Annotated in this window: 29 protein-coding genes; 4 read left to right on the forward strand and 25 right to left on the reverse strand. The window is 52.6% G+C overall.

Features of this window, described 5'->3' with window-relative positions:
• Positions 1 to 169 precede the first annotated feature (169 nt).
• The 20 genes from NNL21_RS28135 to NNL21_RS28230 all read right to left on the reverse strand — a co-directional run bounded on the left by NNL21_RS28135 (position 170) and on the right by NNL21_RS28230 (position 18293).
• A complete protein-coding gene (locus tag NNL21_RS28135) occupies positions 170 to 1393 on the reverse strand; it encodes a M24 family metallopeptidase (protein WP_256555543.1) in 1224 nt (407 codons plus the stop codon).
• An 834-nt stretch (positions 1394 to 2227) separates the two neighbouring features.
• Positions 2228 to 2755: a hypothetical protein gene (locus tag NNL21_RS28140; RefSeq protein WP_256555559.1), complete on the reverse strand. Its 528-nt coding sequence runs from the start codon at positions 2753 to 2755 to the stop codon at positions 2228 to 2230.
• A 79-nt stretch (positions 2756 to 2834) separates the two neighbouring features.
• Positions 2835 to 3260 carry a hypothetical protein gene (locus tag NNL21_RS28145; protein WP_204821587.1) on the reverse strand — a complete coding sequence of 142 codons (426 nt, stop codon included), beginning with the start codon at positions 3258 to 3260 and terminating at the stop codon, positions 2835 to 2837.
• Entirely contained in the window at positions 3257 to 3403 is a 147-nt protein-coding gene (locus NNL21_RS28150) for a hypothetical protein (protein ID WP_204821586.1), read from the reverse strand. The genes NNL21_RS28145 and NNL21_RS28150 overlap by 4 nt, the downstream gene beginning before the upstream one ends.
• 28 nt (positions 3404 to 3431) lie before the next feature.
• Positions 3432 to 3584, reverse strand: coding sequence for a hypothetical protein (locus NNL21_RS28155; RefSeq protein WP_204821585.1), 153 nt, complete (start codon positions 3582 to 3584; stop codon positions 3432 to 3434).
• A gap of 51 nt (positions 3585 to 3635) precedes the next feature.
• Entirely contained in the window at positions 3636 to 4526 is an 891-nt protein-coding gene (locus tag NNL21_RS28160; protein ID WP_204821584.1) for a hypothetical protein, read from the reverse strand.
• Between the two features lie 18 nt (positions 4527 to 4544).
• Entirely contained in the window at positions 4545 to 5480 is a 936-nt protein-coding gene (locus NNL21_RS28165) for a type II secretion system F family protein (protein ID WP_204821583.1), read from the reverse strand.
• Complete coding sequence (locus tag NNL21_RS28170) at positions 5474 to 6871, reverse strand: ATPase, T2SS/T4P/T4SS family (protein WP_204821582.1); 1398 nt, start codon at positions 6869 to 6871, stop codon at positions 5474 to 5476. The genes NNL21_RS28165 and NNL21_RS28170 overlap by 7 nt, the downstream gene beginning before the upstream one ends.
• On the reverse strand, positions 6871 to 7713 hold the full coding sequence (locus NNL21_RS28175) for a CpaE/TadZ family protein (RefSeq protein WP_204821581.1): 843 nt from the start codon (positions 7711 to 7713) through the stop codon (positions 6871 to 6873). The genes NNL21_RS28170 and NNL21_RS28175 overlap by 1 nt, the downstream gene beginning before the upstream one ends.
• Entirely contained in the window at positions 7710 to 8441 is a 732-nt protein-coding gene (locus NNL21_RS28180) for an SAF domain-containing protein (RefSeq protein ID WP_204821580.1), read from the reverse strand. The genes NNL21_RS28175 and NNL21_RS28180 overlap by 4 nt, the downstream gene beginning before the upstream one ends.
• A 175-nt stretch (positions 8442 to 8616) precedes the next feature.
• A complete protein-coding gene (locus tag NNL21_RS28185; protein ID WP_204821579.1) occupies positions 8617 to 9228 on the reverse strand; it encodes a TetR/AcrR family transcriptional regulator in 612 nt (203 codons plus the stop codon).
• 65 nt (positions 9229 to 9293) lie between these two features.
• Complete coding sequence (locus NNL21_RS28190) at positions 9294 to 10457, reverse strand: YhgE/Pip domain-containing protein (protein ID WP_204821578.1); 1164 nt, start codon at positions 10455 to 10457, stop codon at positions 9294 to 9296.
• 233 nt (positions 10458 to 10690) lie between these two features.
• Complete coding sequence (locus NNL21_RS28195) at positions 10691 to 12244, reverse strand: MDR family MFS transporter (RefSeq protein ID WP_204821624.1); 1554 nt, start codon at positions 12242 to 12244, stop codon at positions 10691 to 10693.
• Positions 12245 to 12280: 36 nt separating this feature from the next.
• Positions 12281 to 12955: a polymer-forming cytoskeletal protein gene (locus tag NNL21_RS28200; protein WP_204821577.1), complete on the reverse strand. Its 675-nt coding sequence runs from the start codon at positions 12953 to 12955 to the stop codon at positions 12281 to 12283.
• Between the two features lie 46 nt (positions 12956 to 13001).
• The gene (locus tag NNL21_RS28205) at positions 13002 to 13682 is read right to left on the reverse strand and encodes a polymer-forming cytoskeletal protein (protein WP_204821576.1); all 681 of its coding nucleotides are present in this window, start codon (positions 13680 to 13682) and stop codon (positions 13002 to 13004) included.
• 12 nt (positions 13683 to 13694) lie between these two features.
• The gene (locus tag NNL21_RS28210; protein ID WP_204821575.1) at positions 13695 to 14318 is read right to left on the reverse strand and encodes a YhbD family protein; all 624 of its coding nucleotides are present in this window, start codon (positions 14316 to 14318) and stop codon (positions 13695 to 13697) included.
• A 313-nt stretch (positions 14319 to 14631) separates the two neighbouring features.
• A complete protein-coding gene (locus tag NNL21_RS28215) occupies positions 14632 to 14982 on the reverse strand; it encodes a type II toxin-antitoxin system PemK/MazF family toxin (RefSeq protein WP_090581240.1) in 351 nt (116 codons plus the stop codon).
• Between the two features lie 3 nt (positions 14983 to 14985).
• The gene (locus tag NNL21_RS28220) at positions 14986 to 15267 is read right to left on the reverse strand and encodes a CopG family ribbon-helix-helix protein (RefSeq protein ID WP_204821574.1); all 282 of its coding nucleotides are present in this window, start codon (positions 15265 to 15267) and stop codon (positions 14986 to 14988) included.
• Positions 15268 to 15605: 338 nt separating this feature from the next.
• Positions 15606 to 16793, reverse strand: coding sequence for an alanine racemase (gene alr, locus NNL21_RS28225; RefSeq protein ID WP_256555544.1), 1188 nt, complete (start codon positions 16791 to 16793; stop codon positions 15606 to 15608).
• 258 nt (positions 16794 to 17051) lie between these two features.
• A complete protein-coding gene (locus NNL21_RS28230; protein WP_204821573.1) occupies positions 17052 to 18293 on the reverse strand; it encodes an outer membrane lipoprotein-sorting protein in 1242 nt (413 codons plus the stop codon).
• A 475-nt stretch (positions 18294 to 18768) separates the two neighbouring features.
• Here NNL21_RS28230 and NNL21_RS28235 point away from each other — a divergent pair, with 475 nt between their 5' ends.
• The gene (locus tag NNL21_RS28235; protein ID WP_204821572.1) at positions 18769 to 20157 is read left to right on the forward strand and encodes a serine hydrolase; all 1389 of its coding nucleotides are present in this window, start codon (positions 18769 to 18771) and stop codon (positions 20155 to 20157) included.
• Positions 20158 to 20392: 235 nt separating this feature from the next.
• On the opposite strand, the gene NNL21_RS28240 is transcribed toward NNL21_RS28235, so the two are convergent.
• The 3 genes from NNL21_RS28240 to NNL21_RS28250 form a co-directional block, all read right to left on the reverse strand.
• Entirely contained in the window at positions 20393 to 20617 is a 225-nt protein-coding gene (locus tag NNL21_RS28240; RefSeq protein WP_204821571.1) for a hypothetical protein, read from the reverse strand.
• Positions 20618 to 20911: 294 nt separating this feature from the next.
• The gene (locus tag NNL21_RS28245; protein ID WP_204821570.1) at positions 20912 to 21586 is read right to left on the reverse strand and encodes a M50 family metallopeptidase; all 675 of its coding nucleotides are present in this window, start codon (positions 21584 to 21586) and stop codon (positions 20912 to 20914) included.
• 80 nt (positions 21587 to 21666) lie between these two features.
• A complete protein-coding gene (locus NNL21_RS28250) occupies positions 21667 to 21807 on the reverse strand; it encodes a hypothetical protein (protein ID WP_204821569.1) in 141 nt (46 codons plus the stop codon).
• A gap of 124 nt (positions 21808 to 21931) precedes the next feature.
• Between NNL21_RS28250 and NNL21_RS28255 the strand changes: the two genes are divergently transcribed.
• Together NNL21_RS28255 and NNL21_RS28260 are read left to right on the forward strand one after the other, a co-directional pair.
• A complete protein-coding gene (locus NNL21_RS28255; RefSeq protein ID WP_256555545.1) occupies positions 21932 to 22057 on the forward strand; it encodes a hypothetical protein in 126 nt (41 codons plus the stop codon).
• Between the two features lie 117 nt (positions 22058 to 22174).
• Positions 22175 to 22360 carry a hypothetical protein gene (locus NNL21_RS28260; protein WP_204821568.1) on the forward strand — a complete coding sequence of 62 codons (186 nt, stop codon included), beginning with the start codon at positions 22175 to 22177 and terminating at the stop codon, positions 22358 to 22360.
• 77 nt (positions 22361 to 22437) lie between these two features.
• On the opposite strand, the gene NNL21_RS28265 is transcribed toward NNL21_RS28260, so the two are convergent.
• Together NNL21_RS28265 and NNL21_RS28270 are read right to left on the reverse strand one after the other, a co-directional pair.
• Complete coding sequence (locus NNL21_RS28265) at positions 22438 to 22905, reverse strand: hypothetical protein (protein ID WP_204821567.1); 468 nt, start codon at positions 22903 to 22905, stop codon at positions 22438 to 22440.
• An 82-nt stretch (positions 22906 to 22987) separates the two neighbouring features.
• A complete protein-coding gene (locus NNL21_RS28270; RefSeq protein ID WP_204821566.1) occupies positions 22988 to 24067 on the reverse strand; it encodes a CobW family GTP-binding protein in 1080 nt (359 codons plus the stop codon).
• Positions 24068 to 24277: 210 nt separating this feature from the next.
• On the opposite strand from NNL21_RS28270, the gene NNL21_RS28275 reads away from it, so the two are divergent.
• Positions 24278 to 25714, forward strand: a complete 1437-nt coding sequence (locus NNL21_RS28275) for a spore germination protein (protein ID WP_204821565.1) — start codon at positions 24278 to 24280, stop codon at positions 25712 to 25714.

A 25714-nucleotide genomic window follows, 5' to 3' on the forward strand; every position in this document is an offset into this window, starting at 1 on the left:
CCCGTTCGCTCGACGATGTGCGCCGGGAACAGAGCCTCGCGCTCGAATCTGCTTATTACGCGCTAGTTCAGCTAAAGCGCAGTACTGCACACCGCCGTCCGTAGCTGCTGCTTTTCCTTAGCATGCATCTCGTACTTGGTATTCTGGATCGGCTAGTCTCCGCTGATGACTAAGTTACAATAATTAATTCCTCTGACGACTTGGTAAGCTGACGGGCTCCTTGAGCCGTGACCACATAGCTGTTCTCAATGCCGACGACGCCACGCCCGGGAAATGTAAACTTCGGCTCGACGGCAATGACCATGCCGGGCTCAAGCGGATCGGTGAAGCCGCGTGCTAGTACCGGCCATTCATCGACTTCCAGCCCGATACCGTGACCAAGAAACTTCACCTGATTCACGCCATATCCCATAAAGTGCTGGGATAATCCCGCATCCGCCGCTTGTGTAAGCGCTGCGGCATAGAGCGATTCGCTTGGCGTTCCGGGTAACATAAGCCGCTCGGTCTCGCGCATAATCGCTACTGACTGCTTGTAGGCGGCAGCCAGATCGTCCGGTAAGCTGCCAATTACAGCCATGCGGGTTTGGTCGATCACGTAGCCGTCGATGCAGCAGCCGATATCGATCAGAATCGGCTCGCCGCGGCCGATCACACGCCTGCTGACGCTCTGTGGTGCAGCCGGACCGAGTCCCCGGCCCCCGGCTGGACCGTCGAATGCGCTTGGTTCTGCAGCGGCGTCTCCCGCTCCCAGCATGCCGGTCATAATCTCCATGTTGTAGCTGCGCGTCCGCATCAGTCCGATGTGGCCGCGAATGCGAAGTCCATATTCGATACGGGCCATGAACGCGAGCTCGGTCATCCCTTCCTTCAGCTCGGCCACAGCTTCCGCCAGCGCTTCTGCAGCGGCAGCTGCGGCTGCTTCGATTCGGCCGATTTCAAAGGCCGACTTGACCATGCGCAGCCGTCTGAGCATAGCGGAACCATCCGTCAAGACGCTTCTGCTTCCGCTTTCGCCGGCTATCACTTGGGCGAGCTTCGTATACGTCTGAGCTGGAAGCACATCCATCTCGGTCAAGATGGTTATCTCCTGACCGGAAGCGAACAGCTGCGGATAATCCTGCTTAAGCAGCAGCCTGAATGCGCGCAGGGAGGGAAGCGGTTCCACACGAACGGCCGATTCGGCTTGCGCCCGGTCAATGCTTCTCCTCACATAGAATACGGCGTTCCCCTCCGCGGGGACGAACACGTACCCTGCTTGCATAGATCCGGTCAAATAATAAAGCGCAATATGCTGCGTCGCCAGAAATCCGTCCGATCCTTGTGCGCGCAAGGCTTGCTGGAGCCGGTTGATCCGCGAGAGAAATTCTTGCTTGTCAGGTGCCTGTAAGCTCACATGAGAATGGTCACCCACCTTCATCATTCACCCCCACAATTTACGTATTCTTCCTAATTAGAACAAAAGAGCAGCCCGCTCGTCAACTTTCAACGAGCTTTCGCCGTTCTTATTATTAGCCTAATTCTTCATCCGGGCAGGATAGATAGTTGCACGCTCAGAAATCCTTGGTGTATTTCAGAGATAAAGGATGCAAGGATCCTCAATGTAGTTTATGATCACCCTAGCGATTTCTTATTCTCCTGAATGATCATCACCTGACATCCGGACAAGGAGCTATCGTGATCCAAATGAACAAAAATAGAAGGTGACAAATGAAAAAACTCACTATTACATCATTCACGATCATTTTCGGGACGATTATTTCGTTTGTGCTATTTAGCTTTATTAGCAGTATGACCCCAACAGTAGATAATGTGGGTGGAAATGGAAATCTCGCTTTACTCTTCTGGGTCCCAGCTTTTTCTATTTGTCTTGCTGTATGCTTTAATATGTATCAACTTACTCTGTCGTTCGCTAGATCTCTAGACCGTCATATCATCGTTATTGCCGCTTATATTATGTCACTAGTATTCATTGTTGTTTTATATTGGGATGTACGATCGAATTGGATCTTAATCCATCATTTATCCCTCTATCCGCATATGTCGTCGCAGCTGTTTAATAATATCATTTTTAATTTGTGGAACCTGATTACGTTATTAATCTTTAGCTTGTACATTGCCATCATCAACGTTTGCTATACAGGTAGAACATAATCCCCCCTTAACCAACAAGAAAGCATATACACTTCTATATGTTTCAGTAAGAATAGAACACGGAGCAGCCAGCTCGTCAACTTGCAACGATCTCGGCCGCTCCTTTTATTTGCCATTCGATCGGTTCCAGGACGGTAAAGATCCGCGGATACGTCAGCTTGAGAATCAGGATGACTCCGGGACGCTGCAGGGTCACCTCATAATCATACCGGTCATTCCGGTATGTGAACGGAAATGATCTGTCATCGTTGACGACCTCGAAGACGGCCACCTCCGCACGATCCCGCCAATAAGTGCCTGGCAGAGGCTGTCCGGTCTCATCCAGCTGCAGGTTCGCTTGCAGGTAGAGAGAAGCTGCGCTTGCAGCCGCTGCTTCGTCAATGCGCAGCCTCCCGTCTGCAATCGCCTCCTTCTCCAGCTGCTGCGCCGCAGCATGTGCCGCCCGGTTAAGCGCGTGCTTGCCTTGAAATAACGCCGCCATCGCCATCTCCTCATCGGTCTGCAGCGCATGCAGGAGCATCCAGACCATCATCATCAATACCGCCAGCACAAGCTTGTACATCTTCCCATCGCCCTCTTTGCCGCATTCATGGATCGAAGTCATCCCATTCAAGCAATCTCTCATTGCATTTGCATTTGGTCTTTCGTTCAAACACACAATTCAATATTTTGCACTCTACTTGTCACGGCACGTACTCGCTCATCTTAAGCCCGGTCGCCCGCATCCGGCTATCGGCCGGAACGGGATCCACGCCGATCAGCCGGTCGATCTCGAACAGTCCTTCCACCGGATAACTGAGCGTCAATGAAAGCCCGACGCCTCGGGGCAGCGGCATTGCCGCATTCGTTGCGTCGGAGCCATTCGTCGACACCACTTCATACCCGACCTGCTCCGGCTTCATGCCCAGCCGGGCAAGCCGCTGCTTCGATTCCTCCAGCATATGCGTGTCTATATAACCATGATCGCCGTTCGCCGCAATTTCGAGCATGTAATCCACCTCCTGCTGAAGTACGGCTTGCCGGACGATCAGCACATGCTTGTAGATCGGCGAGAACATAAACCAGCACATCATCGCGGCGAACAAAATAAACACAAGCAGGCCTTTCACGGACTCATCCTCCGTATCGATTCACTCATATGTTTGCCCGATGTCTTCAACTGCTCCTTCGTTCCCTGCTCGCCACCCGTCACGTTGGAGTAAATGACGATGACGACCACAATCATTAATAACGACATTAATATGGCCCTCATACGCACCGCCTCATCTATTATGCAGCTCCTAGTTCAACGTCAATGTGCCGATCTTCGTGTTGGCTGAATTGCCTTGCGTCTCGATTTGAGCCTTCGTGCCTGTTGTATCCTTGGAAATAATCGCGTTAAACAACAGAACGACAACCACCAGCATCATAACTGTCATGAGAATGTTCCGCATCCTCTCACCTCCTTAGCCGGAAAATGTCGATCAACGAACGCAACCGTCTCATTAATTAAGCGATTCGAACAGCTTCTGCCCTTCCCTTACCCAGGGGTAGATAAAGATTTGAAACGTATATAAGATCGGTATCCCGGCCAGTACGAACAGGATATAGGAGGTCGATTCCTTCCGGCTTTCTTTGGCCAGCTCCAGCTTCTCCTTATAATCTTGGATTCGCTCGCGAAGCAGCTCGTAATAATGCTCACTCTCGTGAAGCCGAAGGGAATCAATCGTCTCCGCAAAGCTGAGCCCCTCCTCCGTTCCGAGCCGCAGCTTGAACCGGCGAAGCGCGCCCTCTGCATCGTGATACCACTCGCCGAGCAGCAGCTGCAAATCCGTACGCATCGCCTTGGTGAAGGACAAGCTTCTCATCAATTTCGTGTGGATATGCAGCGAGGAGCCCGCCAGATACAAGAGCTGATTGCTGACCATATATATTTCCTTCGTCATCCGTTCTGTCCGAACCCGTCGATACGCATCCAGCCATGGCCGATCCCACAGCAGCAGCATGACTAACACAGCCAAAGTCAGCGGAGCAGTCATGGGCGGAATCGGTCCGATGGTTACCTGTGTCAACCCGTAAGCCGCAACAGCCAGCATCGGCGAAGCGATGAAGATAAGCCGGCGGATCACTGCATACCATGCCGCATCCCAAGTAAATCCGCAGCCCGCGAGCAGACGCTCCCGCTCCTTGAACGAAGGATCGTTTCTCGTGAGCCTTACCAAACGAAGCCATGTATCCGGAGCCTCTCTGAAGCGCCATCTTCCTGCAATCAGGTGTGCAAAGCGCGGCCTTCGCTCAAGCACGGCACGCAGCAAATACACGGCAATAATAAAGCCCAACACATATTGGCCGGCCATTGCCGCCCATATGACGATACGTGCTGCGGAATTATCCATCCCGGCACACCTCCTGCTTTACATTTTTTTGCGCGATAGCCAGAGCCCCATAACAAAAGAAACGAAAATGAGCACGACCGCATTCAACAGCAAATCCCGTCCCTTAGGGTCTACCACGTAATACAGGTAAGCATTATCCGGGTTGTAGCGAAAATTAATGCCGATGAACAAGGCCAGGAATAAGACCGGGGAGAAGTTCGCCAGCCGGATTTCCAGCAGCTTGTTGCGCTCCTGCTGATTGGCCCTCCGCGCTTTCCGCATATCGGTAATGAGCTCCTTCAGGTTATCGTTAATCGGATGACCCTCGGAAAGCCCGGCGCGGACAATATTGACAAAATAATCAGCCCACACATGCCCAAGTGACGCTGCGAAGATCCGTAAGCTGGCATCATCGTCTCCGCGTACCGACAAGTTGCGATACAGCTGCTCGAAGACCGATTGCATCGGACCTAGCAGCCTCTTCTCCTCCGCGGTCCGCTGCAGCGCAGTACGAATTTGACGCCCGCCGCTGACAAGGCAGCACTGATAGAACAGCTCTACAGCAGGCAAAAAGTCAATACGCGTCTGCAGCTGCCGATGAAGCAGCAGCATGCGCAGCAGAGCATAGGGCAAGGAAGAGAATATGCCGCCGAGCAGCAGGGTCCCCTTGAAGCTCTGAAACAGCAGCGCCCCGATCGACATGCCTGACAGCAGCAGAATGGCCGTCGATACCACTACAGCTCCTGGACGAAATGGAATCTCCAGCGACTCCAACAGTTCAGACAGGTGGCGGTAAGGCCGTTCGTATCGCACAAGCAGCCGGGCGAGCCGGTTCGGCAGCCGATTATCCTGCCGGTAATCGAGCCGGCTGGCGAATTTCCGCCGTGACGACCATAGCTGCAGCAGCTGCCGGAAGGCAACGAACAGCGTTATAAACAGAGCCGCTGCGCATAGGAATATCGCGAGCTTCAGCATGAGCGGCGATTGCTCCCTTCTATAAAGAAGGGGATCACTGCATTCGCCGCTGACAATTTAGCCATGGCTTGTGCTGATGGAGGGTTCGGGTACGTCCAATCCGCTGCTTGCTCATTAAAGGAAGCCCAGTCACGGACCGTCACTCCCCCGCCCTGCCAGCCGATCTCGGCAATACGAAACAACCGCCTGCGGCCGGCGATATAACGCATCTCAATACCGATCTGTGTCACATACTCGGCAATCCGCTTCGTTAAACGTTCCGGATTCATGCCGCGGCCGTCCAGCATGCACATATCCGTAATCGCCTCCGGCACGTCCTCGAGCGCATTGGCATGCACGGTCGTCATACTTCCGGAATGTCCGCGCGTGCAAGCCCGCACGTAAACATTCGCATCCTCGTCACGAATTTCGGCATGCACGATTCGCTGCGGCGACTGCCTGAGCGCCAGCTTAAAGGCCTGAGTCGAGCGATGCAGTGCATCCTCTTCGTCCGTTTCGTATTCGATCGCATTCTTATGGGGAAAGTCGCGCGCCAGCATAAGCTCGTGCCGGCCTTCGATCGTGACAATCCGCTCCTCGTCCGGCAGTTCCCCGATGAGCGCCTTCATCAGATGCGTCTTGCCCGAGTTCGTCGGGCCGATCACGACCAGATTGAATCTGGCCGCAAGAACGGCCAGAAGCATGTCGCGGATTGTCTCGCTTATCGTCCTGTACTCCACGCTGCTCAGCGCATGGAGCTCGAAGCGCCTTACCGTATAGAACCGCAGCGTCAGCGTCGGCTGGGCCGTAAACCCGAAGCCCGTCATCGTCACGCGCGTCCCGTCGCTCAGCATGACCTCCGCCCACCGTTTACGAGGATTAATCCGGTCATTATTATAGAGCACCAGATTCTGCTGGATGCGCTCTACTTCACGCTCTGTTTCGAAGGCATAGGAGGAAGGCTTACAGCAGCCGTCCCGGACCTCGAATATGCGCGTTCCGACCACTTGTATTTCTTCGAGTCCTTCGCGCTCTTGGAGGACAAGCTCCAGGACACTCATCCCGATTACCTCTGCGAACAAGGCTTCGGCAAGAGAACCATAAGGATGCTTATATCCCGCAAGGTCGTGAATCCGCTGCCGCAGCAGCCGGTCCGAGATCACTGCGAGCAGATGCTCGCGGTCTTCTGTATATCCGAGAACCGCCCGGTTCAGGCGTTCATTATACGATCGCCGTTCCTCCTCTGTCGCTCCCCGCGGCATGGCCAGATACGTGCGGACATCCTCTGCGAGCCTACCGAAATCCCGCTGAGCTTCTTCCTCTATGCCTTCATCAGCTGCATGGCCATCCAGCGTGTCCATGACTCGCAGCTGAGCAGAGAAAGCGGCTGGCGAGAATTTACCCCCTGGCATTATGAAATCCTCCCGCCCCGGTGCGTCAGCAGCTTCTTATACCAAGGTTGAACCGCCATCACCGGTCGCTGCTTCAATCCGTAACGATTCATGATTTGCCGGGCTGGCACTGCCATCGCGTTCATCCCTTGCTCGTCATAAGCAAGCCATTCGTCGATCGTTCCGCTGTCCAGCTGGGACAACAGCGTTTCACTTAATCTCAACTCACCCATTAACGTCACATCCATTTCTTTGCATATGTCTTTCATCTGATAAACCCCTGTTCTCCTCGAAGGGTGGATGATGATCAGCTCGTAGGCATCGCTTGGAATTCCGAATAAGGGCGATAGTTGCTTCATCCAACGCCTTCCGTCTTCTTGAAAATGGGACAAGGCCGGCGTCGTGACGAGCATTCGCGTATCGGCTCTCCTCAATGCGCAAACCGTTGCAGCATTATCCCAATAAGCACCAACATCTGCGATGACGACATCGAATGCCCGCTGTGCCGTATCGAGCAGATGGTCCATCTCCTGAGGAGAAAAGTATTCCGCTTGATCGCGCATCACATTGCCGAAAAGCACCTTCAACGAGTCATTCCCTTCAACGGCTTGCATAGAGTGCAGCAGCTTGTCCGTGTTTAACGAACCGGTAGCAAGCTCCGGTCTAAGCGAATCCAGCATAGTCTCCGGGCTATCGTTGCCTAAGTAACGGTGCGTCTTTGCGCTTTTCAGGTTGAGACATAAGTATCCAACTGATCCGGTACCCAGCTTGGCAAGCCGATAGGCCAGCGCAAAGGCGGCTACGGTGGTGCCGATATTCGGCGTGGTGCCGACAAAAGCTAGCAATGGCGCAGGCGCACTCACGGCGCAGCCCCCGCTTCAGCGGCCGCTTCGATGATATCAAGCGATTCCGGTGAAAAGGCGATAACCAGCCGGCGCTGGCCGTCTTTGCAAAGCGTATCCAGCCTCAGCCATTGTTCCTCGGTCAAATTCAAATTAATATAGTCGATCATGCCGTTGGCATCCCTTCTCGAAGCGTACATTCTCTCTTTATCGCCGCTGGCCAGCGACAGGAGGTTCGGATTTTCCTTATCATCGATCTCGATATTGGCCGATGTCTTCACCGAAGCGACCGTAACCGGTTTCACGAACAACCGCTCGGAAGCTGCGCTCTTGCCCGAGATATACAGAATGACCTTATCGCCTGCCCGGATCCCGTTCGATACTGACAATACATAGTCCCGCGGAACTTGAAAGGTGGATTGCTGACGGTCCGGCAGCAATCTATAACGGTCAACCTTCCAGTCCAGAAGCGGCTCCTCAGAGCCGAGCGGCACAACCGTCTCCATCCCGATTGCTTCCTTCGGATCCAGCAGCATCTCCGGGATATACGCTGCACGGGAAATTTGCTTCACCTCGAGCATATCCGATGTCAGCTGTTCTCCCGCGGGAATGAATCGTTTCGGAACGACCACCTCAACCGTTTCTTGAAATCGAACATGCCGCAGCTGCAGAACGTATACCCCGTAAACAAGCAGGGCGGATAGCAGTGCCGCCGCGAGGCTGATGTACAAATTGCGCTTTCGGTTCATCGCCACTCCCTTCCGCAGCATCAAGCGTCATGAGAATAAAAAAAGAACGCAGCTGGGGCATATTGCCCAAGCATGCGTTCTTCGCATAGCCGACGCTATTCAACTGCTCTATAATAATGACCTTATATTAGCAGACACCCTAAAGATTGTCTATATATAAAAAGAATTTTGTCGTTTAATGACCATTTTTGTCCACATCATAACATAATCCCCGCATGACAAATTCGAACATTTCCTGAATGAAGGCTTCCAAATCATAAGGCTCATCATCAAACAGCGGAGCAAAGTAGTACGTCTGCTTGTGGAACAGAATAACGCCAAGAACAGTCATGAATGTGTTATTCAATGAACGGAATCGAAATAAGCCTTGCTCGCGACCCACCCGCAGTAAGTCTCGCAGCTGCTCCCACACTGGAAAGGCAAACTTTTGAATAATTTCCATTCGGGGAGACTGGAGCGCGATTTCCTGTTGAAGCACGGAGATCATCTCAGGCTCCTTCATCCGGAATAGCGTCACTTGCCGAATGATTAATTTGATCCCTTCTACCGGTTCATAATGCTCCTGCAAGTACAGCTCCATCTCCCGGTTCGGGAAGAAGGCTTCGAATAGAGCTTGAAACATATTCTCTTTCCCGCCAAAATGATAGGAAACCAGTGCAATGTTCGCACCTGCTGCTTCGCAAATTTGTCTCACGCTGGTACCTTCATAGCCCTGCGTGGCAAAGAGCCGCTTGGCCGCCTGCAGTAGCCTGATCTTAACATCCGGGTCATTCGGTTCTTTATGCATAGCCGCCTCCTTATGACTATAAGTATGGCCGTGCTGAGGACTTGAAGCAATCCCTGGCGTTCAATTCATTGCGACCTTGCCGCAGACATCATAGGCTGAGGAACGCGGTTCTTCCGCAGTCCGACAATTGCTGCACCCAGTGCCAAGGAAACAGCCATAATGATGAGTAATCCCATGATGGCTCCTCCATTGCCAGCCCCGCCGAAGAGCAGGTTCATGTTTCCTTCAACGGCATAGGTGGCCGGCAGCAGCTTGCTTAGTCCCAGATAGAAATCGGAGAGCAGCTCCCGCGGCACCATAGCACCTGACGATACGAGCTGGGCAGACAGCATGATAATATTCAGCAGCATTCCCCCCATGCCAAACAAAAGCAGGAACAGCTGGGATAGAAACATGAACGTCAGAACGAACAGCGCCTGAAAGCCCCACATCGCCATAAAGCCATGCTCCGCTTGCCCTCCAAGTGCAAGAACGAGTGAAGATCCAACCAGCGATACGATAACGGCAGCCACGATATTAATCACATTGCGTGCTGCGAATCGGTGCCACTTGCCTACGCCTGATGCAGCTGCAGCCATGGCCGACTGCTCCAGATTCATCCCCATAATCATAGCACCGACATACGAGGCAAGCACCATCATCATCGGAACCATCTGATTATTCATGCCTTTAACCGGGTTCGTGTACGTAAAATCGGAGGTTACGCGTTCGGAGAGTACGGCCCCCGCTCCTGCCGCCTGCTCTGCGGGAAGCTTCGCTTGCGTCAATACGGCTTGAACGCCTTGGCCGACCGCCTCCTTGTTCACCGTAGCGGTCACTTGTCCCGCAATGGAACTCATCATGCTTTTAATTAACGCCGGATTCGATTCATTAATGCTGTATTGAATCGATGCGGCGCTACCCTGAGACTTCAGGGATTCCGTGAAATTCTCAGGGATGGTAATGACCATCTGAAGCTCACGCTCATTCAACAGCTGCTGTGCTTCTCCACCGTCAAGCGTACGCGTCTGAACAGGCAGCGATTGTGCCAGCTTCTCGGCAATGGCCGGCCCTGACTGCGTATCCAGGGTCACGATGCCGACATGCAGCTGCTTAAGCCGCTCCGCATCTGTAATCCCCTCATAACCGGTCATCCAGATGACCGAGAAAATCACTTGAAACATGAGTGCCGTTAAGACACCAACAATCGTTGTCGGCCGTTTCAAAAAGGTCCGTAATGCATTTCCCAACTCTCTCCACTCCTTGAACATTTCTATTTTAAACAATTGTTTTAAACAACTGTTTTAATCGGTTGTTTAAATATACGCTCCGCCCTCTTCTCTGTCAAGACTCCGGATACATTAATTCACAAGCGCCCGTCGATACCCTCTGCACAAAATAAAAAAGATCATGCCGCTGCGGCATGATCTTCGTCTAGCGTTTATAAGTCGAATTTGACCCGGCCTAACGGATATCCGCCGCCTTATTCGGTCTGCGCTCCGGTCTTCACCTTCGTGCCTTTCGCTTCCTTGCCGGGAACCAACAACCGCGCATCTCCCATGAAAAATACCGTTACGAGCGCCAGAACGGCAGGGATGAGCGCCCACATAAACATGGTTGAAATCGAGGATGACAGGGCGTCTACGATTTTGTCCATAACCTCTTGTGGAATGCCTGCCCTTCCTTCCGGTGTCAGTACCTCTCGGATATTGCCAAGCGATTCGCCTGCAGGCAGACCCGAAGGTCCCGACTCGCCGGCGAAGGACTCCTTCATATTATCCGTTAATAGATTCCGCTGAAGTATACCGAACACGGTCAGCCCTACCGTCATGCCAAGCGAGCGGACGAACGCCAAGGTTGAATTGGCCGAGCCCCTCTGCCGCATATCGAAGTGGTGAATTCCCGCCATGCCGAGCACTGAGAACGAGAACCCGACACCGAAGCCGGCGACCGCCATATAAACCGACAGCATCAGCTTCGTAGTTTCAGGAGTTATCGTGCTTAGCAAGAATGTTCCGAGCACGAACACGAACGCGGAGAAAATCATAATGTTGCGATAAGACGTTCTCGTTGACAATATACCGCCGACCTGTGCGGCTAATACGGAGCCAAGTGTCATCGGCAGCAGAATAAGGCCGGAATTCGTTGCGGTCCCTCCCGTAACGCCCTGTACATACATCGGTATGTACATCGCGAATGTGATGAAGGCCGCTCCATAGAATAAGCCCGTCAACGTGCTTGCCGCAAACAATCTCTGGCGGAACATATCATAAGAAATAATCGGCTCTGCGGCTTTCGTTTCCACGAATAAGAATACCGCGAGCAGTACCGCAGCCGCCGCAAACAAACCGATTATGACGCCTGAATCCCACGCGTACTCCTGTCCTCCGAGCTCTAACGCAAACATAAGGCTGACGACAGCCCCGACAAGTGTCGCGGCCCCCCACCAGTCAATCCGCTGCTTGGAGTGCTCCATCGATTCCTTGTAGAACAGGAATACAAGGGCAAAGGCGATGAGCCCGATCGGCAGATTGATATAGAAAATCCACCGCCAATCGATATGGTCCGTAATATAAGCGCCTAATAACGGCCCGAATAAGCTCGACGTGCCGAAGACAGCGCCGAACAATCCGCCCATCTTCCCCCGCTTCTCCGGCGGGAAGATATCGAACACAATCGTGAAGGCGATCGGCACGAGCGCTCCGCCGCCGATTCCTTGAATGGCCCGGTAGATACTTAGCTCCACAATCGTTGTCGCCGTTCCGCATAGAACCGAACCGAGCAGAAACAAGAATATACCAAGCACAAAAAAACGTTTGCGGCCGTACATATCGGACAGCTTACCGAATATCGGCATGGCTGCCATCTCCGTAACCAGATAAGCCGACGTCACCCATACAAACTTCTCGACGCCGCCAAGGTCGGCCACAATCGTTCCCATCGCCGTTGCGACGATCGTATTGTCAATGGCCGCTACGAAGATACCGAGCAGCAGGCCGACGACTACAAACCCCAATCTACTTTTCTGTTGAACCATCATTCGTATGAACTCCTTCTTCAGCTAATTGAACATTTATATTTTAACCTCATGGCGCACGATTGCGCTCTTGTTTTTTTGAAGCGTCTGCCTGTATTCCACGTGTCCGATTCGGCAGCCAGGTCCGATGATTATATGATTTCCCCTAACATGCTCCGCATGGGTATGCTCAATATATATGTCGTCGCCTTCAATCGATTCCGCCGTAAGCTCCAATGGCCCTTCTTTACCGGAGAACCAATTCTTGATTCCCATGACACGGCTTCGGCGTACATCAATCCGGCCGCCTCCGATCTCTTGGGCCGCGCAAGGTCCGTATAGACTCACTTCGACTCGATCGGCGCTTAACAGTCCTTGGATCGTGAAGCCGCCTTTGGCCTGAAAGGAATCCGCCCCGCAGCTGCCGCCGACTTCCAGCTGGCCCCGGATATGGAGCCTGCTGCCGCGCACGCTTCCTTGCACGTTTATTTGGCCGAGCGCGGTCAGCTTATTCGCCAGCATATCGCCCTCGATGCTCGCTTCCCCCTGCAGGCGGTAATTCCGCGCTTTCAGATTGCCCTTCACGACACAATTCCCCATGCATTCGAACGTGTCCGCTTCGGTTTCCCCAAACAGCTGACCTTCGCCCATGATATGGACGCTGTCATATACCCCACCTGATGACTGGCCCGAACCCGTAATCCTCACCTTCCGTTTCGTCGCTTGAACCATCCGTCCATCCCTCCGTTATCTTCAGCGCGCTTATCTGAGATTCGTTTTATATCTTGACCCGTTTTGCCACATTGGCATCCGGATGAACAATCAGCTCGGTACGGTATTCCACGAGGCGAATCTCGCAGCCTTCGCCAATATGAACATGGCTCCCGCGGACGATACCAGCGGTTGTCGCCTCCAGATGCACATCGTCACCCTCGATCGTCCCTGTCGTTAATCGGGGGTTAAACGCCGGGATGAGGCGCCTCAGCAGTCCGCCCCAGGATTGGCGCTCCGGCTTTCGAACGCGAATCGTCTCCCCGCCAATCTCTGCCGCTTCTCCGCGGCCGTGCAAATGAATATCGATTGTTCCCGCATTAAGCAGGCCTTGGATTGCAAATCCGCCATGTGCAGCAAAGCGTTCCGCCTCGCAATCCCCTTGAAGCTTAAGAATGCCCGTCAGCGAAATGTCGTCGCCCTGCAGCCTTCCGCGTAGATTGACATGACCTTCAATATCTACCGTATTCGCCTTGAGGCTGCCCACACCGGTCAATTTCCCCTGCAGCTCGAACCTGCCTGCCGTCATATTGCCGCCCATGGCCGCCATCCCGCTGACTTGGATGGATTCGCACGATAAATCACCGTCCACCTTGCCTGTGCCCTCGATCCTCACCTTCCCGTAATCCCCGCCGGATGCGCTCCCCATACCGCTAATGACCAGATCCGGACGAACCTGCTCCGTCATGCCGCATTCCTCCTACGTAAGCTTCGTTTTCAATTCTTCCAGACATACGGTCATGGAAAGCCTGGCAACCAATTTGACTTTCCCTTCGAAGTAAAGCTCCCCGGAAGCAGAGATAAGGGCGAATGCGGAAACACCCATTTTACGAATGAAAACAAGATCGCAGCCCTTCCCTTCGAATTTAGAAAAATGCTCCTGGAGCGTCTGCAGCAGCTGCCCGCCTTCCTCAAGATTCATCTCCCCCGTCTGCAGCAGCTTATCCGCCGTAAACAAGAACAGCATTCGCTCGAAGGAATAGGTACCGTCCCCGTCCGCACGATTCCCCAGCCGATCCATGACCAGACTCGAAACAATGTTACGTTCGATTATTTCTTCTCTTCTCAAGCGAAGGTCGTACAGCAGCGGCGATAACTTGCCGGCGACTTCATCCAATGACAAGTCATCCTTCATGGCGATGATTTTTCCGATACGGGACAATATTTGCGCTTTCGGAAAAAACGTTTCCTGGCCGGTAAAGGTAGACTTCCGGATGAACCATTCTTCAGGAATAAGCTGCTTCCGTTTCCAGCGATACAGCTGTCCATATGAAATATTCATCAATTCGAGCAGGTCTTTCTTCGATATCAATTCCGTATCCATCTCAATCTCCTCCGTCATGAACGTAACATAACATTGTTACGTTGTAAAGCCGGACTATTACTCACCCTCTTATAGATCGCTCCTTATTATAGACGACATGCAGCTGCCTCTGACAGCGCCGCCAGATGTACATTTTTCTCCGTCTGCAGACGGAGATCGCGGGATCCAGCGAAACGGTGAAACGGTTGAAAGTCCAAATAACCGTCATCGGGCGCGTTCCCCGGGACGGTTATTTGCCAGTATAACAACAAGGCCCGCCCTCTGCCTAAGGAGCAGGTTGACGGGCGAGCGGATCGCATGCTGCATACTATGTTTAGAAATCGATTAGCCCAACACTGATTTGAAGAGCTTCGTCCACCTTACGCATTGTTTCGTCGTCCAGATGCGTAATTTTATCGGTAAGCCGCTGCTTATCGATCGTTCGGATCTGCTCCAGAAGAAGCACCGAGTCGCGGTCAAAACCGTGCAAAGCTGCATCGATCTCGACGTGAGTCGGCAATTTCGCCTTCTGGATCTGTGCCGTTATGGCAGCTACAATCACCGTCGGACTGAACCTGTTACCGATATCATTCTGAATGACCAGTACCGGGCGAACGCCCCCCTGCTCCGAACCGACGACCGGGGATAAGTCCGCAAAAAACACATCGCCGCGTTTTACGATCAAGCTTTACACCCCGCTTACGAGTCGGCCGAGCGTGTCGCCCGCGTCTTCCTCCGCTTGAAAAGCTTCCGATGCCATACCTAGGTTAATCATCGCCATTTCTAAATACCCGCGCTGCATCGATTCGCGGATCTGACGTTTCTTGCGCTCTACCAAATACAGCTTCATGGCTTGTCGAATAAATTCACTCCGGTTCGAGTTTTCCCTGGCGACGATTCCGTCAACTTCCTCCAGCAAATGATCCGGTAAACTGATCATAATCCTCTTGGTGTTCTGCATATTGGCCACCGAACTCGCACCCCCAAAACATTTCACAGGCGTGAACGAATTTTGCGCCGCTCAAAGACAGCAACCGTTCATCACCTTGATTCAGCCGTGTGCACCCGCAAATCTTGGCCACACTGAATCCTATGAAACACGCACTAACAGTATTTCATCGTTTACATTGAATTATACTCCATCATTTGTATGCAGAACGTATGTCATCTATGCTGCTTGCTTCGATAGACGTACCGTATGCTGCAAAAGCCTAATTCTACTTATTCGCGACAAAACGTCAAATTCCTCTTTAAAATGATCATCCATCCACAACAAAATATTCCATGCCGTTCAAGCAAAATCTACTGTTATACGAGCGGATTCGTCACGGCTGTGACGCGGCCGCCGCGCACATAAATCCGCGGCACGCGGGGCGAGATCATACAGACGACCTCATAGTTGAGCGTACCGAGTTTATCCGCGACCTCTTCAGCCGTAATGACGGAGCCATCCTGAGAACCGATGATGACGACTTCTTCACCGGTGTCGACAGGACGTCCGTCTACCTGTGCCGGATCCAGTGCAATCATGCATTGATCCATGCAGATCGTACCGAGCACGGGAACACGCTTGCCTCGTACAAGCACCTCCGCTTTGCCAGTCAGCATACGGCTAAACCCATCCGCATATCCAATCGGAAGCGTCCCGATCCGTTCTTCGCCTTGGGTGACATAACGCGTTCCGTAGCTGATTCCCCAATCCGGAGGCGTCTGCTTCGCCATCACGACTTCCGTCTTCAATGAAAGCACCGGCTCCAGTTCAATCCGCTTGCGATTGACTTCCGCCGACGGGTAAAGGCCGTACATGCTAATGCCAAGCCGCAGCATGCCCCCTCCCCATTCCGGTGTATCGATCCCGGCTGCGCTGTTCGCAGCATGAACAATCGGGATCTCGAACCCTTTGCGGCGAATTTCCTCGCCAAGGGCAGCAAACCGTTCATGTTGATTGGAGGTATACTGCTTATCGGCCTCATCCGCACGGGCGTAATGAGTAAACATGCCCTCAACGTATAGCTTCGGCTCCTGCAGAGCCCTTTCTATAAAGGCAATGGCCCCGGGTCCCGGCATGAGCCCCAAGCGCCCCATCCCCGTATCGATTTTGATATGAATATGCAGCTTCTTGCTGCTGCTTGGCAGCGCGGCGGCTGCCGCCAGCGTATCCTCGCGAAATAAAGCGATTGCGATTTGCATCTCCCGCGCAATTGCCAAGCCCTCCGGCGGTACATAGCCCAGTACAAGAATAGGAGTGAGAATACCAGCCTCGCGCAGCTGGATGGCTTCATCCAGAAATGCGACTCCCAGAAAATCAACTCCGCTTGCTTCAGCTTCGCGCGCTATTTCCACAGCTCCATGGCCGTAAGCATTGGCCTTCACAGACGCCATCAAACGCATGCCCTGAGGTATGACGGATCGAAAGGCTTCAATGTTGCGGCGCAGTGCGTCCAAAGAGATTTCCGCCCTAGTGGGGCGATAGTATGCCTTTACCAACCGTTCCACCTTCTCCTCTATCCCTACATAACACAGGCAGATCCAGCACACGAATGACCGGCGCAGGTGATCGTTCCCGCGCCAGTCTTCGATCGTTGCTAAGGATGACCTCGCCAGACGTTATGTCTCTATGAATCAGAGGTATCTTAAGCTCTGACTCGTTAACAACACATAACCTTTATGTTATACGTTCGGGCTTTCTGCTGTCAATGAAATGAAGGGTAGGAGAAGGCTTTTATAGACTGGAAAATATTCCGCTTGTCTAACCTATTTGCCCATTTCAGTTTGAACGGACTGAGCGACCTTCAACATCTCCGTTTCTGGCAGCGTTCCGCTCGTTAGGCGATATTCAATACCATTGTAGGTCCAGGTCAGCGTTTTTTGTATGCCTTCCTCATCTCCGCTTATCGAACCCAGCGTGTGACCGAGGTCCACCATAATACCCGGCACCATGGAGACGGCAACGTCGCTTGGCTGCGTTTCGATCAAGGTGTATTCGTACGCGCCGGCATATCGAAGCATAATCCCTTTATTACCTCCGAACTTAATATCCTGAACGTCCAGCTGCGCTACGCCTTCAGGCAGATACGACGGCTCCATCGCCGTGAACCCTGCCGGTACCGCATTTTCTTCCTCATCTGCCGGAGCCAATGTGCCTTCGGAGGGCTCCTCTTCCCCTGACGAAGATCCGTTAGCGCTGCCATCCGCCGCCTTGTCAGCGTCGTTGCCGGTTGGCTTCTCCTCATTTGTATCCGCACCCGCATCGTTATCTTGCATATCAGCATTGCTTCCGCTCGGCGGTGTTGCGGTTTCTTCGTTCATCGGATCTAATAGGCCCTCATCGGAACCGCCCATTGTCGGCTGCTCGGCGTTACCGTTGCCCATATTGAGCTGTGTATCAAATACACTCTTATCGAGCTTCGAATCGAATTGGAACTGATCGAACTTCACTTCGACCATGACAGCTGCATTCGCGTCGGTCACTTCTACGTGAAGCGGACGATAGTTGGATTTATCAAGCCATATTTTTTGCCGGGCCAGCGAACCATTCTGGTAATTGGCCATCACGTCAAACACGTAAGAGTCCTTATCGACGGCAAATTGGCGCGAGCTGTCGTTGAGAATACTTTGAATGAGCGTTTGGTACAAATAGACTTGCCCCTGATTGGCGGGCCAATCACTTTGGAAACGGAATACCTTGTTGAGGCGCGGTGTCAGCACGAACACGCCTTCATCATTGCGCAGGACGATTTGCGTAATGTCCTTCTTGGCGTTCGTCAGCTTAATCCGGTAATATTGCGGCTGTTGGTACGATACCTCTACCTGGTACTCAAGCGGCTGCTGTCCGGTATGCAGCGTCATCGTACCTTTTCCTTGATAGCTCTCCATTCCGCTCACGACTTTATCCAGTTCCTTGACAACCGATTCCGCATCCTTCGTGCCGCAAGCGGCGAGCACCGCCGTGACACATAACAGAATGGCCGCAATTAGACTGATTCGACGACGCATGAAATCCACCCCTCATCCCATGTTATTTTGATGTAGCCGTGTACACTCGACTGCTAACATGTCTATGAGGGGACTTGGACATATATGCGGACAAAGTTGACGAGCAGTAAAGAGTTTTTGGACAGGAATTATAGGACATTATATTGAAAGCTGTTCCGCTCGCTTGCTGCTTATATTAGATTTATTGCACAAATATAAAAAAGGAAAGCTGCATCGTCGCTAACGATAACGTCATAATACATGACATAAATAAACAACACCCACATGAATATCAAAAAGTTTCCCTCACACAAAATAAATGCACAAACCTTTGAAATGATAACGAAATCAGATGTAAAGGCATTATTGAAGCGCTTTATTGTTGTATTGTCAGGTTTGTAAATAAACCTAACATTACTTTATAATTCTAACAAATCGACGTTATTGAGTCACATTACCTAACATCGATAAACTATCACACCTAGGAGCCTGATAAATGATGACGAACACGAAGCAGCCTATTTTGAAGATCACTTTGCTTACCTCTATTCTCGCGGCATCCCTGCTTCCCAGCCTGTCTGCACCTTATGCTTCTGCAATCGCTCTTGAGCAGGATCTGACCGGCATCGCCAGCGTCGTCCAACCGATTATCGACAATGCCAAGCAGAATGGCATTCGCGTATCGGTAGGCCTCGAGGATGTTAGCGGCGCATACGGGGATGACAGCCTTCTGCTCGGCTCCAGTGAATCCTACATGCCGGCCAGTACGATCAAGGTTGCGTTAATCTCCGCCTTATTGCAGCAGGTCGACAAAGGGGTGCTTACACTGGATAAGCTCGTTACCGTCGAGAAATCCGACGTCGTCGGCGGGACAGGTTCCCTGCAGAAAGAAACCTTCCCCCAAGAGGTTTCCATCGCGCGTCTGGCGCGTTTGACGATCACGCAATCCGATAATACCGCCACCAACGTGCTGATCGACGAAGTCGGACTCGATAACGTCCAAGCTCTCATGGATCAGCTCGGCCTGGAGGTCATGCATCTCGGACGCAAAATGTTCGCTTCCGCACCAACTCCAGAGCAGGATAACTACATCAACGCCGCCGACCTTGCGGCACTGCTGGACCAGATTTACAGCGGCCAATTTCTATCCAATACGTCCCGCAATCAGCTTATCACCTGGATGTCCGCTCAAGAGGTCAACACCAAATTCGGTGCGGCCTTGCCGGATGCCCCGATCGCCCACAAGACCGGTGAGAACGCGAACGTTACCCACGACGCCGGCTTCTTCCTGGTACCGGGCCATGAAATCGCCATCTCCGTCATGACGGAAGTAACGACAACCAAGGACTTTGACGAAGCACAGAAAATCGGAAATCCGATCGTTCAGGATATCGCCAAAGCCGTCTATCATGCCTTGGTCGAGGATCGTGAAGCAAGCGAAGCTTCTTCCATCACGAGAGCAGAATTCGTATCGCTTCTTGCGCGCCAGCTGGGATTAACGTCTACTGCGGCTAAACCATCATTCGCTGATGTGCTGCCAGGCTCGGCTTATTATGACGATATCGCCGCAGCCCGCGAAGCTGAAATTATCAATGGCTTGCCAGGCAACACATTCGGACCAGCCGCATCAATCACCCGGGCCGAAATGGCTGCCATGTTCGTCCGTGCTTACGAGTACGCTCATGGCGAGCTGCAAGCAAGCACAGATGGGCTTCCATATGAAGATCAAGCCAAGACCCCTGCATGGGCGAAAGAAGCCATCTTGAAAGTAAGCCAGCTGAACGCTGTTTCGGCCTATGAGGACGGAACCTTCCGACCTGCTGCACCATCCACGCGCAGCGATGGCATTCAAATGCTTGCAAGCTTATGGGAGCTCGCCAAATAATAAACCATACCATCCAGTCTGCCGCTTAGCCACAAAGTCGCACAAAGCATATGCCTTGTGCGACTTTGTTATGTATGCCGTTGAATTCAACCGGCACTATTATGTACGGGAACGTCCTGCTTGAGCTCTTCCTGTTTCATAGGCATGACTTCTTGGCTGGCAGTGGTAGGAAAGCTGCCAAGAAAAGCCTGGTTAATCCGGCTATCGATGCCCGCAGCCGGCTTGCCGCAGCGCGTTAACTCTTCTTCCCCAAACATCGGTTCAACAAATTACGAGTGATCCGCTGCACACGAGGATCGGGTCCTTGCGCCCGGCCGATCGTCCCCGTCGCCGGAATGGCGCGCCATGATACTCCCAGCCAATCAATCCGGGAATGCTGCCGCCCGCCTTCATGCCTGTAATGCTCAGGATTCGTTACCGTCCAATCGCCATATCCCGGGCCGAATGTACTCGTACCCATGAGTTCATGCTCATCCAGAAACGGACGCTTTCGCGCGAAGGCGCGGAAGGGAGCCCCTGTGACCGAATTGTCGTAAAGGAACTATTTCGTGATGAATCCTGCATCGTATCCGGCTGATCGAATGAAAATCTAGTCATCTGCCAGTCTAACGTACCTGGTCTAGCATTCTCTTGAACGGTTGCGTTCTCCATCCGCTTGGCATGCTCATGCTCATGCATACGTATCCTCCTTTGGATATGCAGTATCATCGTTCAACTGATTTCTACCTGATGTATTCATTGGGAAAGCCAATCCTTACTGTTGTCCAAATCCTCGCCTGAACAACAACCCTGTTGACAGCTTCGCGCACCATAACGAGAAAGCTGTGAAGAGAAGACCCCAGATGAAGGCCGGCACGCGAGTAACTTGACTCAGGTTCGCTGCATCGCTGGCAGACCCCGGTTCTACAACCGCTATCGACAAGATTACGATGGAGCTGATCACGGATTCAACTAAGCAGATGAACGAGATGAGCAAATAATAACCAGTTCGCAGCCAAGGAGGCGCAGCCGCGTAGATCAGCGCTGTCAGGGCGGCGAAACCTGCACACCAGACCATGCCGTAACCGTTGCGTACGAAGAGCGCTAATCCAACTACCGCAAGAACGGTAACGACAATCAAACCAGCACGTTCCCGCTTGTAGGCATGCAGCAGAAACAGCAGCAGCGCGAACAGTGCCGAACCGACATACCCGGCAAGCGAGATCGGAATCACCATCCAGGCTTCAGTATAGGAGGATAAAGTGACACCGCTTTGATTGCCGAATAGATGAATATACATCACGCTGCCCGACAGCAGCAGGGTGACAAGAGCATGCGCCAGCTCATGAACCAATGTATCCACATTGCGGACAAACTCGGAGAACGGAATGAATCGGGTCAGAATGGCCGTAACGATAACGATTCCCGCCATCTTTAGCCACGCGCGCATGGCAATCCCCTCCTTTTGTTTGGATTTACAATTTCTTATGCCGCTTGGCTTCCATTGATCCGGCGTGTAATCTATCTTTCTTAGATTTGCAGCAGCCGCACATCGCGCGCCACATTCGCTGCAGAGACGCGATCGTTCACACCCCGCTTGGCGTAGAGGCTAGAGACATAAGCCCCATCAATGCCCAATCCATCCAATGCCAGCTTCGTTCCTGCATTCATACGCCTCTCTCATCACTATTTATGACAATCATATGATCCAACATACGATGAATGTCACTAGGTTTCTCGTGGTTCGCTTAACTATACTATGAATACAAAACAATGAAAATATGGAGGAATTAAGATGTTTACTGCGTTATCCGACCGATCACAAGCCTATCTATATGCAGCTGTCGTGCTTACTCTTGGGATTGGCTTCAGCCCGCTGCCCCTGATGAATTCGTTCATGGCGTATGGCATCTTCCTATGATTGTAATTGCGGGACTTTACCACACCGAGCAAAATCCGCTGCTTGCCGGCTTGCTCATTGTGGTTAGCTGCCTATTCCTCGTCCCCTTCATCGGGTACATCCGTCTGCAGACTGGCAGTGTCTGGACCTGCGTTTATTCTTCATACGATGCATAATCTGGCTTGGGCGGTCTTGGCAGCCATCACGGTTTCTGAATCGAAGCTTTCTTATGCCGTCAGCGGGGACACCAGCCTAATCGTCATCATCTGCTATGCGCTGCTCACGGTTTGGGTGCTGCACCGGCTGCGCAAAGAACGTACATAGGGGACTTCGGCAAAAAAACAAGAAGAGAGCGGGGTTTCCCCTGCTCTCTTCTTGTTTGCCAACGTATGCTCCAGTGTCTACTCAGGCTTCGCAGCCCCGTCTTTGCCCTTGCTCTTATTAGCACGTGCTTCATGGATTTCGTGGCAGAGCTGCTTATGAGACTTGCCCTCCGTCGAGATCCCGAGACTCTTCGCAGTCTCCTGAAGCTTCGCCATATGCTTCGCCTTATGCTCCGCCTTGAACCTCTCCCACTTGGCCTGGTCCTTCGTGCGGGCAGCTTTCAGCTCTTCATGAAGCTGCTCGGCGGTCTTCCCTTCAGTGGAAATGCCGAAATACGCAGCAGCTTCCTTCAAATGCTCCAGCTTGCGTGCCTTATGCTTCTCACTTCCAGCCTTCCACTGATGGCGATCCATATGATGCTGCTCAACTTGCGGCGAAGAGCCGGAAGGCGGATTGGTCTCATTCTGGGCAAATGCCGGTACAGCTGCCAGCACCAAAGCTCCTGCAGCCGTTAATACGATTGATCTGATCCATGTCTTATTCATCCAACTGTCACTCCTTCATTCTTTCGTAACAGTTGGATAGTTTCTCCAGACATCCTGCATTCTATTCCAAATATTTTCCTGCTTATTCTAGCTCATGGCCTTCCGTTGCTCGCTCGCCCTGCTGTTGAAGTCTCTCCAGCTCCTGCAGAAGCTCTGCCTTGGCGAAATGCTCGCCAATAAAGACCGCCACATCGTTGACGCGAGACTGAGGCGTAACACGCATGAAATCCAGCTCGCGATAGGCGTATTGGAATAGAAACCGGCTGTTGGTATCGGCAAAGGTCAGAATCCCTTTCGCCCGGTAGACTTCCTTCGGCAGCCTCGCCATGAAATCCTCGAAATCATGACTGTTGACGGGACGGGTCAAATAGTGTGTCAGCGCCATCACATGCTCGTGTGAAGCATGGGCATGTGACCCGGAGTGATGCTCCTCCGTACCCTGCTCATCGTGTCCGTGTTCACCGTGTGTGCAGTTCGCTCCACAGACATGCCCCGTATGCGCGGCTGGAGCGATCCTCCCATTCGCGGAAGACGCTCGATCCGGATCGAAGATCCCCATCTCCGTCACGCAGCGAACGGTCACAGTCAGCGGCGCATACTCATTGAGCTCCCGGACAAGCTGCTGCACTTCGATAATTTCTTCCGGTGCAAGCTTATCCGCTTTATTCACGATCAGATCGGTTGCACAGCGAATTTGCTCCTGCATGAGCTTGAAGGTCCGGCCCCCCTTCCTGCTGCGGCTGAGCAGCTCGGGTCCATCAACGACCGTAACGACGGTGCGCAGATCCACGCGCGCATACATGGCCGTCTCGGTTACCGCGTCCATAATTTCCATGGGATTCGCAGCTCCCGTGGATTCGATCAAGACCACGTCAGGCCCATACTCATCCAGCAGCGTCTTCAGCTCCAGGCTCAAGTCTCCCCGGATCGTGCAGCAGAGACAGCCGCCCAGCATCTCCGCCATCGGGACGTCCTCGCCAATAATCTGTCCGTCCAAATTCACGTCGCCCAGCTCATTCATAATGACGGCAGCCTTCACGTCAGCCGCTTTATAGTAATCGATCACCCGATTGAGCAGTGTCGTCTTGCCGCTTCCCAGAAAGCCGGAAAGCAGGTGAACCGGTACCGTTCGGGTGTGTTCATAATGGTCGCTTGTTGTCATCAATCTTGTCCTCCTGGAATGTTAAAACCGATTTCCAATGCTACTCCCGATTATATCGTAATTATTACACATTTAACAGATCGACCCGGCTGCCCGAAGCGCCGCTTGCAGGTTCTACTACGCCAATTCCCGCTGGTCTGAGGAATAATGGCCCCCTGTTAAGGGAAACTTAAGGTCTGCTGCCCACATCCTTCCAAGGAGGCGAACATCATGACTACGACGACGCCGGATCATAAGCCCGCTCAGCCGCCGTCGGTCGAAGCGGCATTAGCCGAGTTCAGTACCTGTATCGATATTGAACAAAGGACTTTTCCGAAAAATGCGATTCAAGCCGTTTATTTGCTGCATTTAGTGAGTCAAGACCAGCTTTACCGAGAGATCATTCGCCCTTTTATGAACGCGACGGATGATGAGACAGCCCATTTGCTCACGCAATCCGTATTTAGTGAAGTCTGCAGCCATTGCGAGTGCGTCGACGCCATTCTTAACGGGAAAGCCGCTCTGTACCAAGGAAACCAAGCCTGGATTATTGACCTTGCGAGGCCGATTGGACGAACGATCGAGCAATCAGAGACAGAGTCCGTCATTGCGGGTCCCCATGACGGCTTTGTCGAGAATATGATGGAGAACCTGGCGGTTATCCGCCAGCGGATTCGAAGCTCCCATTTAAAAACCGTCGAGCTGTCCGTCGGAGAAGTAACCAAGACTCCTGTCATTGTGGCCTATATCGAAGGCATTGCCAATCCCGATCTATTACAAGCCTTGATTGACCGTATTAAGGGCATCGAAACTGACGCCGTCTATGAGGCCAACATGCTCGTGCAAATGATCGACGACAATCCGAATTCCGTCTTCCCGCAATTTATGACGACCGAACGGCCGGACGTGATTTGCTCCAAGCTTACTGCAGGCCGAATCGTCTGTTTGGTCGACGGCTCTCCGTCTGTATTCAGCTGCCCGACTTCATTCTTCGAATTTTTCACTTCGCCGGACGATTACTATCAGCGGTGGCAGCTTGGGACGGCTCTTCGTCTATTACGGATTATCGGCTTTCTGATCACGATTGGGTTCACCGCCTTCTATGTGGCCGTCACGACGTACCATTACGAGATGATTCCCCACACGATGCTGCTCAATTTGGTAGAGTCCCGCAGCCGGGTACCCTTTCCGCCGTTATTCGAAGCGCTGCTGATGGAGACGACCATTGAGCTGCTTCGGGAAGCCGGAGCCCGGCTGCCGACCAAGATCGGCCAAACAATCGGCATCGTCGGAGGTATCGTCATCGGTCAAGCGGCCGTCCAAGCGGGCTTTACGAGCAATGTGCTTATTATTGCGGTTGCCTCCTCCGCGATCGCATCATTCGTCATTCCCAGCTACATCATGAGCGCTTCGATCCGTCTCATTCGGTTTGGCCTCATTATTTTGGCGGGAATTTTGGGAAATTTAGGCCTGATCGTCGGGATTGGATTCATCGTGATCCATCTGGCGGGCATTACGAATCTCGGGACATCCTATTTGACCCCCGTCGCTCCTATGAACAAGATGGATTGGCTGGATTCCTTCATTCGCGGACCGTTCTATTTGCTTCGCAACCGGCCCTCTCAAACGAGAACGACCAACACCGTCAAAACAAAAATGAGAAAGTAG

This window comes from Paenibacillus mendelii (assembly GCF_024498075.1).
GTDB classification, from domain to species: Bacteria; Bacillota; Bacilli; order Paenibacillales; family Paenibacillaceae; genus Paenibacillus_Z; species Paenibacillus_Z mendelii.